Origin of the sequence: Streptomyces griseorubiginosus, assembly GCF_017614965.1 — a bacterium.
Lineage (GTDB): Bacteria > Actinomycetota > Actinomycetes > Streptomycetales > Streptomycetaceae > Streptomyces > Streptomyces griseorubiginosus_B.
The window spans coordinates 21,563-37,781 of record NZ_WVUG01000026.1; the positions used below are offsets into that span (position 1 = coordinate 21,563).

At 71.9% G+C, this 16,219-nt stretch carries 17 protein-coding genes; 8 read left to right on the forward strand and 9 right to left on the reverse strand.

Annotated features, from left to right (window positions below):
• Position 1: 1 nt before the first annotated feature.
• Positions 2–1,240: a MurT ligase domain-containing protein gene (locus GRC12_RS07930; RefSeq protein ID WP_208778458.1), complete on the reverse strand. Its 1,239-nt coding sequence runs from the start codon at positions 1,238–1,240 to the stop codon at positions 2–4.
• A 122-nt stretch (positions 1,241–1,362) separates the two neighbouring features.
• Here GRC12_RS07930 and def point away from each other — a divergent pair, with 122 nt between their 5' ends.
• On the forward strand, positions 1,363–1,938 hold the full coding sequence (gene def / locus GRC12_RS07935; protein WP_208778459.1) for a peptide deformylase: 576 nt from the start codon (positions 1,363–1,365) through the stop codon (positions 1,936–1,938).
• 132 nt (positions 1,939–2,070) lie between these two features.
• Here def and GRC12_RS07940 read toward each other — a convergent pair whose 3' ends face one another.
• Entirely contained in the window at positions 2,071–2,715 is a 645-nt protein-coding gene (locus tag GRC12_RS07940; protein ID WP_208778460.1) for a TetR family transcriptional regulator, read from the reverse strand.
• Between the two features lie 172 nt (positions 2,716–2,887).
• Here GRC12_RS07940 and GRC12_RS07945 point away from each other — a divergent pair, with 172 nt between their 5' ends.
• Positions 2,888–4,114 carry an acyl-CoA dehydrogenase family protein gene (locus GRC12_RS07945; RefSeq protein WP_208778461.1) on the forward strand — a complete coding sequence of 409 codons (1,227 nt, stop codon included), beginning with the start codon at positions 2,888–2,890 and terminating at the stop codon, positions 4,112–4,114.
• Between the two features lie 165 nt (positions 4,115–4,279).
• Here GRC12_RS07945 and GRC12_RS07950 read toward each other — a convergent pair whose 3' ends face one another.
• The 5 genes from GRC12_RS07950 to GRC12_RS07970 all read right to left on the reverse strand — a co-directional run bounded on the left by GRC12_RS07950 (position 4,280) and on the right by GRC12_RS07970 (position 9,051).
• On the reverse strand, positions 4,280–4,516 hold the full coding sequence (locus GRC12_RS07950; RefSeq protein WP_133047630.1) for a DUF6213 family protein: 237 nt from the start codon (positions 4,514–4,516) through the stop codon (positions 4,280–4,282).
• A gap of 25 nt (positions 4,517–4,541) precedes the next feature.
• On the reverse strand, positions 4,542–5,936 hold the full coding sequence (locus tag GRC12_RS07955) for an NADP-dependent succinic semialdehyde dehydrogenase (RefSeq protein ID WP_208778462.1): 1,395 nt from the start codon (positions 5,934–5,936) through the stop codon (positions 4,542–4,544).
• Positions 5,937–6,010: 74 nt separating this feature from the next.
• The gene (locus GRC12_RS07960) at positions 6,011–6,478 is read right to left on the reverse strand and encodes an NUDIX domain-containing protein (RefSeq protein ID WP_208778463.1); all 468 of its coding nucleotides are present in this window, start codon (positions 6,476–6,478) and stop codon (positions 6,011–6,013) included.
• Entirely contained in the window at positions 6,475–8,013 is a 1,539-nt protein-coding gene (locus GRC12_RS07965) for an ATP-dependent DNA ligase (RefSeq protein WP_208778464.1), read from the reverse strand. The genes GRC12_RS07960 and GRC12_RS07965 overlap by 4 nt, the downstream gene beginning before the upstream one ends.
• Before the next feature lie 114 nt (positions 8,014–8,127).
• Complete coding sequence (locus tag GRC12_RS07970; RefSeq protein WP_208778465.1) at positions 8,128–9,051, reverse strand: NAD(P)/FAD-dependent oxidoreductase; 924 nt, start codon at positions 9,049–9,051, stop codon at positions 8,128–8,130.
• Positions 9,052–9,130: 79 nt separating this feature from the next.
• On the opposite strand from GRC12_RS07970, the gene GRC12_RS07975 reads away from it, so the two are divergent.
• The 6 genes from GRC12_RS07975 to GRC12_RS08000 all read left to right on the forward strand — a co-directional run bounded on the left by GRC12_RS07975 (position 9,131) and on the right by GRC12_RS08000 (position 14,502).
• Positions 9,131–9,721: a helix-turn-helix domain-containing protein gene (locus GRC12_RS07975; RefSeq protein ID WP_208778466.1), complete on the forward strand. Its 591-nt coding sequence runs from the start codon at positions 9,131–9,133 to the stop codon at positions 9,719–9,721.
• A gap of 215 nt (positions 9,722–9,936) precedes the next feature.
• Positions 9,937–10,914 (forward strand): NADPH:quinone oxidoreductase family protein, encoded by a 978-nt coding sequence (locus GRC12_RS07980; protein ID WP_208778467.1) that lies wholly within the window; start codon positions 9,937–9,939, stop codon positions 10,912–10,914.
• The gene (locus GRC12_RS07985) at positions 10,911–12,092 is read left to right on the forward strand and encodes an acyl-CoA dehydrogenase family protein (RefSeq protein WP_208778468.1); all 1,182 of its coding nucleotides are present in this window, start codon (positions 10,911–10,913) and stop codon (positions 12,090–12,092) included. The genes GRC12_RS07980 and GRC12_RS07985 overlap by 4 nt, the downstream gene beginning before the upstream one ends.
• Complete coding sequence (locus GRC12_RS07990; protein WP_208778469.1) at positions 12,089–13,162, forward strand: acyl-CoA dehydrogenase family protein; 1,074 nt, start codon at positions 12,089–12,091, stop codon at positions 13,160–13,162. The genes GRC12_RS07985 and GRC12_RS07990 overlap by 4 nt, the downstream gene beginning before the upstream one ends.
• Positions 13,163–13,333: 171 nt before the next feature.
• The gene (locus tag GRC12_RS07995; RefSeq protein WP_208778470.1) at positions 13,334–14,197 is read left to right on the forward strand and encodes a phosphatidylinositol-specific phospholipase C/glycerophosphodiester phosphodiesterase family protein; all 864 of its coding nucleotides are present in this window, start codon (positions 13,334–13,336) and stop codon (positions 14,195–14,197) included.
• A gap of 110 nt (positions 14,198–14,307) precedes the next feature.
• On the forward strand, positions 14,308–14,502 hold the full coding sequence (locus GRC12_RS08000) for a hypothetical protein (protein WP_133046948.1): 195 nt from the start codon (positions 14,308–14,310) through the stop codon (positions 14,500–14,502).
• Between the two features lie 12 nt (positions 14,503–14,514).
• Here GRC12_RS08000 and GRC12_RS08005 read toward each other — a convergent pair whose 3' ends face one another.
• Together GRC12_RS08005 and GRC12_RS08010 are read right to left on the reverse strand one after the other, a co-directional pair.
• On the reverse strand, positions 14,515–15,666 hold the full coding sequence (locus GRC12_RS08005; protein WP_308286494.1) for a phosphodiester glycosidase family protein: 1,152 nt from the start codon (positions 15,664–15,666) through the stop codon (positions 14,515–14,517).
• A 171-nt stretch (positions 15,667–15,837) separates the two neighbouring features.
• Positions 15,838–16,197: a DUF779 domain-containing protein gene (locus GRC12_RS08010; protein ID WP_208778472.1), complete on the reverse strand. Its 360-nt coding sequence runs from the start codon at positions 16,195–16,197 to the stop codon at positions 15,838–15,840.
• Positions 16,198–16,219 lie beyond the last annotated feature (22 nt).

Here is a 16,219-nt window from a genome sequence, read left to right on the forward strand (position 1 = left end):
GTCAGTTGCCGACGCGGCGGCGCAGGTCCTGGAAGGCGGTGTAATTGGCGATGACCTCGATGCGGCCCGGCGGGCTCATCTGCACGGCCTGGTCGAGGTTCTCGCAGACCTGGAAGTGCTGGTTGGCGACCTCCAGGCGGACCGCGAGGTCCAGCTTGCGGTCGCCGATCACACAGATCGGGTGGCCGGTCAGCCGGGTGTAGTCGACGTCCCAGAGCCAGGAGGTGTCGGTGCCGTCCGCGCCGCGCGCGTTCACCGAGAGGATCACCGGGGTGGGCGGAGGATCGATCAGGCTGAACGTTTCGAGCCAGCCCGCCGGGTTCTTCGCCAGCAGCAGCCGCAGGTCACGGCCCTGGAACTGGACCACGTCATAGCGGCCGGCGACGGCCTGCACCTGGTACATGCGTTCCAGGGCGACCTGCGGCGGCACGCCGAAGACGGCGGCCACGGCTGCCGAGGAGGCGGCGTTGGCCTTGTTGGCGCGGCCGGGCAGCTGGAGGTGGATCGGCCAGGCGGAGCCGTGCGGGTCGAGGACGTGGTCACCGGACAGGGCCCAGCTCGGCGTCGGGCGGCGGAAGCCGCACTCCCCGCAGAACCAGTCGTCGCCGGGCCGCTGCATCACACCACCGCAGGACGGGCAGGACCAGGCGTCGTCCTTCCACATCTGCCCGGCGGCGACCCAGATCACGTTGGGGGAGGAGGAGGCGGCCCACACCACCAGCGGGTCGTCCGCGTTGGCGACGACGACGGCCTTCGAACCGGCCAGCCCCTCGCGCCAGTTCTCGGCCAGCATCCGGGTCTCGGCGGCGCGGTCGAGCTGGTCGCGGGAGAGGTTCAGCAGCGCGATGCACTTGGGGGCGGTGTCCCGGGCCACGCCCGCGAGGTACTTCTCGTCGACCTCGATCACGCCGTACTTGGCGTCCGAGCCGCCCGCGAGGGCGGAGGTGATGCCGGCGGGCATGTTGGCGCCGAGGGCGTTGGAGACGACGGGGCCCGCGGCCCGCAGCGCCTCCGCGATGAGCCGGGTGGTGGTGGTCTTTCCGTTGGTGGCCGAGACCAGGACGACGTCCAGGCTCTGGGCGAGCCGGGCGAGGAGGTCGGGGTCGAGCTTGAGCGCGACCCGGCCGCCGATCACCGAACCGCTGCCGCGCCCGGCGGCACGCGATGCGGCCGCGACCGCCTTGCCCGCGGTAACGGCCAGCTTGGCCCGCGGCGTGAGCGGGTCCGAGTTGCCTGCCATCAGTTCTCGATCCTCCTTGCGTACGCGCCGCGCCTGAAGCCTCTAAGCCTTACGGCAACGTGGTGTGGACCTCAGCCTATCGAGATCTGTTCACGCTCCCGAACCGCCGTACCCTTGCGGCCATGCGAAACGGCTCCATCCCGGGCACCCGCGGGCGTGTCCGGCCCCTCACCCTGCTGGGGGACCCCGTCCTGCACGCCCCGTGCGCCGAGGTCACCGACTTCGGCCCCCAACTGGCCCTGCTCGTGGAGGACTTGTTCGCGACGATGTACGCGGCGCGGGGGGTGGGCCTGGCGGCCAACCAGGTCGGTGAATCTTTGCGCGTGTTCGTGTACGACTGCCCCGACGACGAGGAGGTCCGGCATGTGGGCCATGTGGTCAACCCCCGGCTCGTCGAGGCCGACGGAGTGGTGCTGCGGGGCCCCGAGGGCTGTCTGTCCCTGCCGGGCCTGGAGGCCGGTACCGAACGTCACGACCACGCGGTGGTCGAGGGGTTCACGGTGACCGGGGATCCGGTCACCGTGCACGGCACGGGTTTCTTTGCGAGGTGTTTGCAGCACGAGACGGATCACCTGGAGGGCGGGGTGTACGTGGACCGCCTCACGGGGTGGCGGAGACGGAAGGTGCTCCGGCAGGCGGCCAAGGCCTCCTGGAGCGGCCGGGGCCAGGGCCTGCCGTCGGGATCGGACCGGCCGTGAGCAGCGGTGCCCGCCGAGCGACCCGAGCGGGGTCATGGGGGAGTCGGTGACACGACGACCCCGCTGGGGTGGTCTCCCCGGGGGAGAGCGTGCCGGACGCCGCGACGCCCGGCTGATCCACATGGCGGACCCTCAGAACCCGGGGCCGCCCACCCGGTCGCCGGCCGCCGCGAGGCGACCCCACAGCAGGTCGGCCAGGCAGCGCACCAACTCGGCCCGGGAGCAGGGGCGTTCGCCCAGCCACCAGTCGCCGGCCGCGTGCATCATGCCGACGATGCCGTGGCCCCACACCCGGGCGAGCTGCTGGCTCTCCGGTCCGAGGTCCAGCCGGTCCTCGATGACCTGGGCCAGTTCCTCGCCCATCCTGCGCAGCAGCGGCGCCGAGTGCTTGCCCACGTCGAAACCCTGCTCCGCCGCCGTACCGCCCTCCGCGGGGTGCATCAGGAACCGGTACACCTGGGGCCGCGCCTCGATCGCCGCGAGGTAGGTGTCCAGAGTGGCCTCCACCCGCTCGCGCCGCTCGGCCGGCGCGTCGAGCGCCGCCCGCAGCGAGTCGAGCAGCGCGTCGGTGTGCCGCTTGGCCAGCGCCGCGTACAGTCCCCCCTTGTCGCCGAAGTGCCGGTAGAGAATCGGCTTCGTGATGCCCGCCTCCGCCGCGATGGCGTTCATCGAGGCCTGCGGGCCGTCGCGCAGCACCACTCGGTCCGCGGCCTCCAGCAGCTCGCGCCGACGGCGGTCGGCGGACCGCTGCTGGTCGGTCCGCTGTGTGGTGTCCATGAGCTCTCCCCACCCGTGCTTAATCGGTAACGCCAGCGCAAACTAACACTCAGCATGCCCTCCGCATCGAACTGGCTGCCGAGGCGTCATCGGGAGTTGACTTTTCCTACCCGTCGGTAACAGACTGGTGTTACCGCTAGTAACACGTATGTGCGCCGCCGCTGGAGGGGACATGGCCGAGTTCACCATGGAGCTCAACGACGAACAGAAGGAGGTCCGGGACTGGCTGCACGGCTTCGCCGCCGACGTCATCCGCCCCGCGGCCGCCGAATGGGACGAGCGTGAGGAGACTCCCTGGCCGGTCATCCAGGAGGCCGCGAAGGTCGGCATCTACTCCCTCGACTTCTATGCCCAGCAGTACTTCGACCCCACCGGCCTGGGCATTCCGATGGCCATGGAGGAGCTGTTCTGGGGCGACGCGGGCATCGCCCTGTCGATCGTAGGCACAGGTCTGGCCGCCGTGGGCGTTCTCGCCAACGGAACCGAGGAACAGATCGGCACCTGGATCCCGCAGATGTACGGCGACACCGATGACGTCAAGGTCGCCGCGTTCTGCTCCTCCGAGCCCGACGCCGGCTCCGACGTGGCCTCCATGCGCACGCGTGCCGTCTATGACGAGGCCAAGGACGAGTGGGTGATCAACGGCACGAAGACCTGGGCGACCAACGGCGGTATCGCCAACGTCCACGTCGTCGTCGCGTCCGTCGACCCGGACCTGGGCTCCAAGGGCCACGCGTCCTTCATCATCCCGCCGAACACGCCGGGGCTGACGCAGGGCCAGAAGTTCAAGAAGCACGGCATCCGTGCCTCGCACACCGCCGAGGTCGTCCTCGACAACGTTCGCGTGCCCGGTTCCTGCCTGCTCGGCGGCAAGGAGAAGCTCGACGAGCGGCTGGCGCGGGCCCGGGAGAAGGCCAAGCAGGGCGGGGAGCGGGTGAAGAACGCGGCGATGGCCACGTTCGAGGCTTCGCGGCCGGCAGTCGGCGCGATGGCCGTCGGCACCGCCCGGGCGGCCTATGAGGTGGCTCTCGACTACGCCAAGACGCGTGAGCAGTTCGGTCGGCCGATCATCGACAACCAGGGGGTCGCCTTCCAGCTCGCCGACATGCGGACGTCCGTCGACGCGGCCCGGCTTCTCGTCTGGCGCGCCTCCTGGATGGCCATCAACGGCAAGCAGTTCACTGCCGCCGAGGGCTCGATGTCCAAGCTGTTCGCGAGCGAGACGGCGAAGAAGGTGACGGCCCAGGCGATCCAGATCCTGGGCGGCAACGGCTACACGCGGGAGTACCCGGTGGAGCGGATGCACCGGGACGCGGCGATCTACACGATCTTCGAGGGGACGAGCGAGATCCAGCGGCTGGTGATCGCGCGGACCTTGTCGGGGATGCCGATCCGGTAGCGCCGTGGGGGTGCGGTGCGTTGCGGACCGGCGGTGGCTTGGCTTGTCGCTGGTCGCGCCCGCGCGGCGGAGCCGCACATCGGCACCGCCCCGCGCCCCTTTCTGAAGCCGTAGCGAGCTACGAGGCGATGTTCTGGGCCACGCTGGGCGGGGTGGCCTGAAGGGTCACGGGGCGCCCCCGCTGCTGTGCGCGATGCACGCCACGTCGATGCGGTCGGCGAGCTTGGCCAGCTCGATGGTCAGAGCCGCCACGGTGTCCTCGTCGAGCCCGCCCTCCCCGGCCTCGACGAGATGCAGCCACCGCCCGCCCACGGTCCGCAACAACTTGCTGACGTCGGCCGCGGCCACCTGCAGGGTCCCGCGGTCGTCGACGATCAGAGGCAGAGTCACTTCGCGGTTCACACCGGGGATGTTAGCCGCGCAAGCGTCACGCTCCGTGCCAAACCGTCGTGATGTTGCAGAACTCCCGGATTCCGTGCCCGGACAGCTCACGCCCGTACCCGGACCGCTTGACCCCGCCGAAAGGGAACGCCGGATGGGAGGCGGTCATGCCGTTGAAGAACACACCTCCGGCCTCCAGGTCCCGTACGAACCGGTCGACCTCGGCCTCGTCCCGCGTCCAGACGTTCGAACTCAGGCCGAACGGCGAGTCGTTGGCGATGAGCACGGCCTCGTCCAGGTCGGCGGCGCGGTACAGCGTGGCGACCGGCCCGAACGCCTCCTCCCGGTGGATCCGCATCTCGCGGGTGATCCCGGCGAGCACGGTCGGCGGGTAGTACCACCCCGGCAGCTCCGGCCTGCGCAGCCGGTGGCCGCCGCACAGCACCTCGGCCCCGCTGTGCTTCGCGTCCTCGACCAGTTCCTCAAGATCGGCCCGCCCCTGCTCGCTCGACAGCGGCCCGACCTCGGTGTCCTCCTCCATCGGGTCGCCGACCTTGAGCGCCTTCATGCCCTCGACGAACCGCTCGGCGAACCGGTCGTACACGTCCGTGTGCACGATGAACCGCTTGGCGGCGATGCACGACTGCCCGTTGTTCTGCACCCGCGCGGTCACCGCGATCCGCGCGGCGCGGTCGATGTCGGCCGACGGCATCACGACGTACGGGTCGCTGCCGCCCAGCTCCAGCACCGTCTTCTTGATCATCTCGCCGGAGGAGGACGCGACCGCCCGCCCGGCGGGCTCACTGCCCGTGAGCGTGGCCGCCTTGACGCGGTCGTCGCGCAGGATGTCGTCGACCGCGGCGGAGCCGATGAGCAGGGTCTGGAAGCAGCCCTCGGGGTAGCCCGCCTGATGGAAGAGGTCCTCCAGGAACAGCGCGGTCTGCGGGACGTTGGAGGCGTGCTTGAGCAGGCCCACGTTGCCCGCCATCAGCGCGGGCGCGGCGAACCGGACGACCTGCCAGAGCGGGAAGTTCCACGGCATGACGGCGAGGACGGGGCCGAGGGGGCGGTAGCGGACCCGCACCCGTGACGCGCCCGAGTCCTTGACGTCGGAGTCGGAGGGCTCCTCGTCGGCGAGCAGTTCCTCGGCGTGCTCGGCGTACCAGCGCATCGCCTTGGCGCACTTGGCCACCTCGGCGCGGGCCTGCTTGATCGGCTTGCCCATCTCGGTGGTCATCACACGGCCGACGTCCTGCTGCATCCCGTCGAGCAGTTCGGCGGCCCGGTTCAGCAGACGGGCCCGCTCTGCGAAGGTCGTCGTCCGGTACGTACGGAACGTCGCCTCCGCGAGCTGGAGCCGGCGTTCGATCTCCTCCTCGCCCATGGCCTCGTACGTCTTGAGCGTCTCGCCGTTCGCCGGGTTCACCGTCGCGATGGGCATGGCTGACCTCCCTGGGGCGGCTTGGTGTTACGACCTTCCCGCGCCACGCGGGCGACCGCAACGCGTGTGCGTCCTCAGGGCGAGTGCTCCGCCAGGCGGTCGAGAAACGCGGACTGGGCCTTGACGATCACCTCGCGGGCCCGGTCCAGGGTGAGCCACTCCACGCGGTCCAGTTCCGGGAACTCCTGGGTCCGTCCGGACTTCGGGGGCCACTCCATCGTGAAGGTGCCGGGGCTGATGGCCGCCGGGTCGAGGTCGGCCTCGACCGCCCACGCCGTGACGATCTTGCCGTTGGTCTGGCGCACCTCACCGAGCGGTACGGCCTCGCCCTCCGGCGGCTCGAGGCCCAGTTCCTCGCGGAACTCCCGGCGTGCCGCGTCCCAGGCGGGCTCGTCGGGCTCGTACTCACCTTTCGGGACGCTCCACGCCCCGGCGTCGCGCCGGGCGAAGAACGGTCCGCCCATATGGCCCAATAACACCTCCAGGCCGCGATCGGTGTGCCGGTACAACAGCAGGCCGGCGCTGCGCTTGCCCGTCGTCACGGCTGCACCTCCGGGTGGGCCGCGAGGAGTGTCTCCACGGTGTCGGCGTCCTCGGGGCGCTTGTCCTCGCGGTAGCGGACCACGCGGGCGAAGCGCAGGGTGACGCCGGCCGGATAGCGGGTGGACCGCTGCAGACCGTCGTAGGCGATCTCCACGACGAGTTCGGGGCGTACGGTCACCACGTGGTCGTTCTCCGCCACGGCGATCTCGCGCAGCCGCTCGGTCTGCCAGGTCAGCATCGCGTCGGTCATGCCCTTGAAGGTCTTGCCGAGCATGGCGAATCCGCCGTCCGCCGTGCGGGCGCCCAGGTGCAGGTTGGAGAGCTTGCCGGTGCGGCGGCCGTGGCCCCACTCGGCGGCCAGCACGACGAGGTCCAGGGTGTGCACGGGCTTGACCTTCAGCCAGGACGCGCCGCGCCGGCCCGCGCTGTAGGGGGCGTCGAGGGCCTTGACCACCACGCCCTCGTGGCCGCGCTTGAGGGTCTCGGCGAGGAAGTCCTCGCCCGCGCCCGCGTCCTCGGGCCCGGCGACCACGACACGCCGTACCCGCATCGGCTCGGGGACCAGCCGGGCCAGCTCGGCGTGCCGCTCGGCGAAGGGCAGGTCGAGCAGGTCGCGGTCGTCGACGGAGAGGGCGTCGAAGAAGACGGGGGAGACGGGGACGGACTTGGCGGCCGTGGCCACGTCCACGCGGGAGCCGACGCGGCCCGCGGTCTCCTGGAAGGTGCGGGGCCGCCCGTCCGCGTCGAAGGAGATGACCTCGCCGTCCAGGACGAAACGATTCCCCCGCAGCCGCAGCGCGGCGCCGGTCACCTCGGGCAGACGGTCGGTGATGTCGTCGAGGGTGCGGGTGTAGATCCGTACGCTGTCGCCGGTGCGGTGGACCTGGACGCGGATGCCGTCCAGCTTCTCCTCGACGGCGCAGGCGCCGAGCTTCTCGACCGCCTCGGTCACCGAGGAGGCGGTGTGCGCCAGCATCGGCAGCACCGGACGGCCCACGGTGAGCCGGAACTGCTCCAGGGCCCCGGGTCCGTCCGCCAGCAGCGTCCGCGCGACCGTCTGGAGCGAGCCCGCGAGCATCACCGCCCGGCGCACGTCAGCCGGCGGGGCCCCGGTCGCCTCCGCCAGTCCCTCGACGGCGACCGCGTCCAGGGCGCCCTGCCGGACCTCACCGGTGAGCAGGCCGAACAGGAAGCGCTGTTCCGCCGCGGTCGCCGCGCCCATCAAGGCACCGACCAGCCGGGTCCGTTCGGCCTGTGAGCCGGAGCCGGAGACCCTGCTGAGCTCGGTGAGACGGGCGTCGACCTCGCGGACGGTGAGCGTGGGGTCGGCGGCGGGTGCGACCGGTCGGCTGAGCACCTTCCAGCCGACGCCGAGCCGCCCCTGGGGCAGCCGTCCCGCCAGATACGGGATCACGATCGGTACGTCGTCCGCCTCGGCGTCCCGGAACAGCTCGGCGAGCAGAGCGATCTTCCGGGAGCGCGCGGAGGTGGCGGCGACCTCCTGGGACACATGGGCCAGCCGGGCAAGCAGCATGCTGCCATGGTGCAACGCGCTCGCCCGGGTTACACCCGGGCGAAGGGGATGTACGTCGGGCGCGGGTGCGTTGCGGCTGGTCGCGCCCGTGCGGCGGAGCCGCCGGGCCGTGCTTCAGAGTGCCGCGTCCAGGTCCGCCATCAGCAGTTCCCCGTTGATGGTGGCGCCGACCCGGTAGCCGCGGCTCGCCGCGTTGACCACCTGCTCGGCGAAACCGGAGGCGTTGCCCGCCGCCCACAGGCCCGGCACGCTCGTCTTGCCGCGCTCGTCGATCACGGGGTAGGCGCCGAAGGGCGTCTCGTCCATCTCGGCGCCCAGCCTCTCCAGCAGCCCGGTCCGCGGAACGGCGCGCGGCGCGACGAACAGCACCGACCGGTCGTGGACCGTCCCGTCCGCAAGCCGCACGCCGGTCAGCCGGTCGTCCTCGACGACCAGACCCGCGACCTCGCCCGGGACGACATCGACGCCGGCCGCGCCGAGGCGGCGCAGATCGTCGTCCGACAGCTCGGACCCGGCGACCGTGTGCAGGAAGAACGTCACGTCCTTCGACCACTGCGACACCATCAGCGCCTGGCGGGCGCTCATCGGGGTCGTGGCGAGCACGCCGAAGGCCTGGTCGCGGACCTCCCAGCCGTGGCAGTACGGGCAGTGCAGCACGTCCCGGCCGAAGCGCTCGGCGACCCCGGGCACGGCGGGCAGCTCGTCCTTCAGGCCGGTGGCGACGACCAGGGCCCGCGCGGCGACGGTACGGCCGCTCTCCAGGGCCACCTCGAAGCCCTCGACCCGCGATGCGTCCACCGCGCGGTCGCGGACCAGCTCGACGCCGTACCGGGCGATCTCCTCGCGGCCGATCGCCAGGAACTCGGCGGGCGGCATGCCGTCCCGTGAGAGATAGCCCTGCATATGGGCGGCGGGCGCGTTGCGGGGTTCGCCGGCGTCGACGACCAGGGTGCGGCGCCGGGCGCGGCCCAGGACCAGAGCGGCGGAGAGCCCCGCCGCACCGCCGCCGACGACGACCACTTCGTACTTCTCGGTCATGGGTGACCACCTCCGACCCCGACGGTCGCCCGAGCACTGCCGCATTGACAAACCAGTTTGCCGAAACTGCAATGACGGCATGAAAGACTCCACGAGCGACGACACCGACGAGGTCCTGGCCGAGGTCGGGCCCCGGCTGAGGCGCATCCGCAAGGAGCGCGGCGCCACGCTCGCCGGGCTCTCGGCGGCCACCGGCATCTCGGTGAGCACGCTGTCCCGGCTGGAGTCCGGGTTGCGCAGGCCGAGCCTGGAGCTGCTGCTGCCGATCGCGCGGGCGCACCAGGTGCCCCTGGACGAGCTGGTCGGTGCCCCGCCGGTCGGCGATCCACGGGTGCGGGCCAAGCCGCTGGAGCGGGGCGGGCACACCTTCTGGCCGCTCAGCAGGCAGCCCGGCGGGCTCCAGGCGTACAAGATCCTCACCGCGCCCGGCAGGCGCGAGCCGGATCCGCGGACGCACGAGGGCTATGAGTGGCTGTACGTGCTCTCCGGGCGGCTGCGCCTGGTCCTGGGCGAGCACGACCTGGTGCTGGGGCCGGGCGAGGTGGCCGAGTTCGACACCCGGGTGCCGCACTGGTTCGGGTCGACGGGGGAGGGGCCGGTGGAGTGTCTGAGCCTGTTCGGCCCGCAGGGGGAGCGGATGCATGTGCGGGCGCGGCCGAAGCGGTCGTGAGGCCGCCGCGGGGATCCGTGCAGGGAAGGGCCGTGGTCGGGGTGAGCGGTGCCCGGTCTGCGCGCCCGTCGATCCGCTGAGGCCGGTCGGACGTGTTCGTGGTGCGGGCCACTGAGCGGTTTGGCCGGAGGCGGTTCCCAGGGGGCAAGCGACCGCTTAGTATGCGATTGACCCGGTCGGACGACGCAGTCGACGCAGTCCCGTGGAGGCACCGCATGCAGGCATGGCAAGTGCACGAGAACGGCGAGCCGAGTGAGGTGATGCGCCTCGCGGAGGTGGCGCCGCCCACGCCCGGCGAGGGCCAGGTGCTGCTGAAGGTGCGTGCCGCCAACATCAACTTCCCGGACGTGCTGATGGCCCGCGGCCAGTACCAGGTCCGCCCGCCGCTGCCCTTCACACCGGGCGTGGAGATCTGCGGCGAGACCGAGGAGGGGCGCCGCGTGATCGCGAACCCCGCGCTGCCGTACGGCGGCTTCGCCGAGTACGCCGTCGCGGACGCCGCCGCCGTACTGACCGCCCCGGACTCGCTGGACGACGCCGAGGCCGCCGCGCTGCACATCGGCTACCAGACGGGCTGGTTCGGCCTGCACCGCCGGGCGCGCCTGGAGGCCGGGGAGACGCTGCTGGTCCACGCTGCCGCAGGAGGGGTCGGCAGCGCGGCCGTACAGCTCGGCAAGGCGGCCGGGGCGCGGGTCATCGGTGTCGTGGGCGGCGCCGAGAAGGCCGTGGTGGCCCGGGAGCTGGGCTGTGACGTCGTCGTCGACCGGCGCGCCGAGGACGTCGTGAGCGCGGTCAAGGAGGCCACCGGGGGCCGGGGCGCCGACGTGATCTACGACCCGGTCGGCGGCGAGGCCTACACGCAGTCGACCAAGGTCGTCGCCTTCGAGGGCCGGATCGTCGTCGTCGGCTTCGCCAGCGGGAACATCCCAGCGCCCGGGCTCAACCACGCGCTGGTGAAGAACTACTCGATCCTCGGTCTGCACTGGGGCCTGTACAACACCAAGAACCCCAAGCTGGTCCAGCACTGCCACGAACAGCTCACCGAACTCGCCGCCCGGGGCGCCATCAAGCCGCTGGTCAGCGAGCGGGTGCCGCTGCAGGAGGGCGCGGCGGCCGTGCAGCGCGTCGCCGACGGTGTGACCACCGGCCGGGTGGTCGTCGTCCCGTCGCTGGAGAACGGAGCCGTCGCATGACCGACGCAGCCGAACTGAGGCGCCGTACACGGGAGTTGCTGGCCGCCTATCCGCCGGCGGGCACCGACCGTCTGGACTTCCTCAGGGCCCGCTTCGACGCGGGGCTGGCCTGGGTGCACTACCCCGAGGGCCTCGGTGGCCTGGGCGCGCCCCGGTCCCTGCAGACCGTCGTGGACGCCGAGTTGGAGGCCGCCGGGGCCCCCGACAACGATCCCCGGCGCATCGGCATCGGGCTGGGCATGGCCGCCCCGACGATCCTCAAGTACGGCACCGAGGAGCAGAAGCGGCGCTATCTGCGGCCCCTGTGGGTGGGGGAGGAGGTCTGGTGCCAGCTCTTCAGCGAGCCGGGCGCCGGCTCCGACCTGGCCGCGCTCGGCACGCGGGGCGTGCGTGAGGGCGACCAATGGGTGGTCAACGGGCAGAAGGTGTGGACGTCCAGCGCCCATCTCGCCCGCTGGGCCATCCTCATCGCCCGCACCGACCCGGACGTGCCCAAGCACGCCGGCATCACGTACTTCATCTGCGACATGACCGACCCCGGCGTCGAGGTCCGCCCGCTGCGGCAGATCACCGGCGAGGCGGAGTTCAACGAGGTCTTCCTGACCGACGTCCGCATCCCGGACTCCCGGCGCCTCGGCGAGGTCGGCGACGGCTGGCGGGTCGCGCAGACCACGCTGAACAATGAGCGCGTCGCCATCGGCGGCATGCGGCTGCCCCGCGAGGGCGGCATGATCGGCCCCGTCTCGAAAACCTGGCGCGAGCGGCCCGAGCTGCGCACCCACGACCTGCACCAGCGGCTGCTGAAGCTCTGGGTCGAATCCGAGGTCTCCCGCCTCACCGCCGAGCGCCTGCGCCAGCAGCTGGTCGCCGGCCAGCCCGGCCCCGAGGGCGCCGGCATGAAGCTCGCCTTCGCCCGCCTCAACCAGGAGATCAGCGGCCTGGAGGTCGAACTCCTCGGCGAGGAGGGACTGTTGTACGACGACTGGACGATGCGGCGCCCGGAGCTGGTGGACTTCACGGGCCGCGAGGCCGGCTACCGCTATTTGCGCTCCAAGGGCAACAGCATCGAGGGCGGGACCAGCGAGGTCCTGCTGAACATCATCGCCGAGCGGGTCCTGGGCCTGCCCGCCGAGCCGCGCACCGACAAGGACGTCGCCTGGAAGGACCTCGCCCGATGACCGACCTGCTGTACTCGGAGGAGGAAGAGGCGCTGCGGGCGGCCGTACGGGACCTGCTCGCCGACCACTGCGACGCCCCGGGCGTCATCGCCCGCACCGAGTCCGACGCCCCGCACGACCTCGCCGCCTGGAAGGCCCTCGTCGACGGCATGGGCCTCGCGGGCCTGCTGGTGCCCGAGGCGCAGGGCGGCCAGGGCGTCACCCACCGCGAAGTCGCCGTCGTACTGGAGGAGTTGGGCCGCGCGGTCGCCCCCGTGCCCTACCTCGCCAGCGCCGTCGTCGCCACCGAGGCCCTGCTGGAGTGCGGGGACGAGGACCTGCTCGGCCGACTGGCCTCCGGACGGGACATCGGGGTGCTCGCGGTCGGACTGCACCGGGCTCCCGGCACCGCGTTCCCCGCCGTACGGCTGGAAGGCGGCGCCCTGCACGGGGAGTTGACCGGCATCGCGGACGCCGCCGTGGCGGACGTACTGCTGGTGCCGGCCGAGGACGGCGGGCTGTACGCGGTGGAGGCCGCCGACGCGACCGTCATCCCGCAGGTGTCCCTGGATCTCACCCGGCCGCTGGCCACCGTCACGCTCGACGGCGCCCGGGGCCGACCCCTCGGCGACGCCGGACCCGCCGTCCGGCGGGCGCTGCGGGCCGGTGCCGGACTGCTCGCCTCCGAGCAACTCGGGCTCGCGGAGTGGACGTTGACACAGACCGTGCGCTACCTGAAGGAGCGCAAGCAGTTCAACCGGCCCGTCGGCGGCTTCCAGGCGCTCAAGCACCGGCTCGCCCAGCTGTGGCTGGAGGTCGCGAGCCTGCGTGCCGCTGCCCGCAACGCGGCCGACGCGCTCGCCACCGGCGAGGACACCGACCTCGCGGTGGCCGTCGCCCAGGCCTACGCGTCGCCCGTCGCCGTCCACGCCGCCGAGGAGGCGCTGCAGTTGCACGCAGGCATCGGCATGACCTGGGAACACCCCGTCCATCTCTACCTCAAGCGGGCCAAGGCCGATTCGATCGCCTACGGCACGGCCGGCGCCCACCGCGGCGCGGTGGGCGAACTCGTCGACCTGCAGGCCCCCTGACGGTCACTTGGTGAAGCCCGCCCCACCTGGGGCGGGCTTCTTCGTGCGCCCGTGCCGCAGGAGTGAACGGGTGACGGCAGTCCGGCCAACTCCTGGCATGTACAGGTTCATAGGGTGCCAACGCGCCTCATACTCCCTGTGGTTCCGACCCGCCCCACAGGGAGGCAGAACATGGCCCTCGTCACCCGCCGCAGAGCCCTCACCACCTTCGGCGCCACGCTCGCCGCCGTGCTCGCCCCGCCGGCCGGCAGCGCGTTCGCGGACGGACGCAGGCACACCAAGCGCCCGTTGTGGCGCGCCCACGCCCACAACGACTACGAGCACCCGCGCCCCCTCTTCGACGCGCTCGACCACCGGTTCGGCAGCGTCGAGGCCGACATCTTCCTCGTCGGCGACCAGCTGCTGATCGGGCACACCGTCGACGACCTCGACCCGACCCGCACCCTGGAGTCCCTCTACCTCGACCCGCTGGCCCACATCGTCAAGGCCAACCACGGCTCCGTGTACCGGGGTTGGCACCGGCCGCTGCAGCTGCTCATCGACATCAAGACCGAGGGCTCCTCCACCTACCTCGAACTCGACCGCCATCTCCAGCGCTACAAGCACCTGTTCACGACCTACGCCCACGGCCGCGTCCACCCCGGCGCCGTCACCAACGTCATCTCCGGCGACCGGGCCGCACGCATCCCCATGGAGGCGCAGAGCGTGCGCCGCGCCTTCTACGACGGCCGCCTCACCGACCTCGGCACCTCGGCGCCCGCCTCCTTCGTCCCGCTGATCAGCGACAACTGGCAGCTCAACTTCACCTGGCTGGGCGTGGGCGCCTTCCCCGACGCCGAGCGGCAGAAGCTGCGCGGCATCATCGGGCAGGCGCACAAGGCCGGGCAGAAGGTGCGGTTCTGGAACACTCCCGACGTGGCCGGGTCCGCCCGGGACGCGCTGTGGGCCGAACTGCTCGCCGCCGACGTCGACTACTTCAACACCGACGACCTCGCCGGACTGGAGTCCTTCCTGGACTCCCACAAGGCGGGCTGAGAACCACACGTTCGGAGGACAGGTCAGCCGCCCGGACGAACCCCTCGCTACGCCACACTTGCGGCCGAAAGCCGTGAACCGCAGGTGCGGCGTGGCGGAGGAGGTTGACGATGGCGATTTCCATCTCTGTGGTGCTGCTGTTCCTGATCCTGGCGGTGATCTTCCTGCGCAGCGGCGGGCTGAAGTTCTCGCACGCCCTGGTCTGCATGCTGCTCGGCTTCTTCCTGGCCGGCACCAGCATGGCGCCCACGATCCACAGCGGCCTCACGGCGACCGCCGACATCGTCAGCAGCCTGCATCCGTGAGGCCGTGCGCGGTCACCGCTTGACGAAGACCCCGATGCCGTTGGGGACCGGGCGCTCCGCGTCCCCGGACGGATGATTGCGTACGGTCACGCCGCTCGCGCCCGGTGCCCGGGCGACCAGGGTGGTCGAGCCGCCGCCGTCCAGGCTGAAGGCGTCCACCGATCCCAACGCCCGCATCTCGGCCGCCACTTCGGCGATCGTCAGGCCCTTGCGGTACTGGGGCGCGCCGTCGAGTGCGAACAGCAGAACGCGTCTGCCGCCGTCCGCGATGCCGACGGCCGTCCGTACCGCCGCCGTGCCGTTGTCCAGCCCGGCCAGCGGCCGTCCGCCCCTGAGCACCGGGTAGCCGCCCAGGGCGAAGCGGTACGGGATCCTGGAGGTGGCCGCTACCAGACGGTGCGTCACCTTCACCCGCGCCCCCTTCACGAGCCTGCGCAGCCGGTCCGCGCCCGCCTCCCGGCCGAGGAGGACCGTGGTCCCCGTCGCGATCGCGCCGGCACCCGGTGTGGCCGACGTCGACACCACCCGGCCGTGCCGGACCGTCACCTCATAGGTGTCCTTGCTGCACGCGGCCGCCCGGTCCGTGTCCGTGCCGCAGGTGGCACGCAGCCGGGAGACGCCGCCCCAGTCCGAGGTGAACGCGCCCACCGAGTTCACGGGCAGCGCGAACTGGTTGAGCCCGCCGAGCGGCAGGCGCCCCGCCGGTGTGCGGACCGTCCCCTGGAGGGCCAGGTGGTCCAGCCGGGCCCTGCGGTCGATGCCCACCCCGAGCACGTCCTCGGTGCTGGTGCCGGGCGGCAGCGCCGGGCCGAAGCGCTGGCCGTCCGGCACGTTCGCCTTCAGCGGGTGGCCGTTCGCGATCGCCGGTCCGTCCGTGGAGCCGGTGGCCTCGACGCCAGGGTGCTGGGTCTCGGTGATGTTGAAGAAGTCGCCGTTGACGCCCGCGACGGCGCGCTGGGCGTCGGCGAGCCGGGAGACGGGCGCCCGGGCGGCCACCGCGCCCGGGTACAGCAGGTCGAGCCGGACGTGGGTGTCGCGCAGGTCGACGGTCACCAGATGGGCGTGGGTGAGCCCCTTCGACCCCTGGACGTCGAACTGCCGGTAGGTGACGCCCTTCGCTATCGCGGTGACGGCGGGTACGCCGCTGGCCGGTGCCGCCCCCACCAGGGCGGCACCGGCCAGCGCACCGAATGCCGTGAGAAGAGCGAGTACGGATCTGTTGGATCTGCCTGCCGGTAAACGCCTCTGACGATGCGTCACACTGCCCCCTGAGGTCTCGTCAACTGTCCCGGGTACCAGGGGAAGTGCAGCAGAAGACGGGAACCCGCGGGGTGGCTAGGCGTCGACTACACGAGAACGGGTGAGAAAACGCACCCCCTCGGGTGCCTCCAGCGAGAAACCGCTGCCACGGCCCGCCACGACGTCCACGATCAGCCGGGTGTGGCTCCAGGCCCCGTACTGGCTTCGCGCCATCCAGAACGTCACCGGCTCCGGCACGCCCTCGACCTCCAGCTCCGCCAGCAGCACGTCCGAACCGCCGGTGCGGAACTCGCCGTCGGGATAGCACATGGGCGCGCTGCCGTCGCAGCAGCCGCCGGACTGATGGAACATCAGCGGTCCGTGCGTGGCCCGCAGCCGGCGCAGCAACTCGGCGGCCGCGGGAGTGAGCTCGACACGCGGGGTCTCCTCGTCCATGGCGCCAGGGCAGCACACCCGA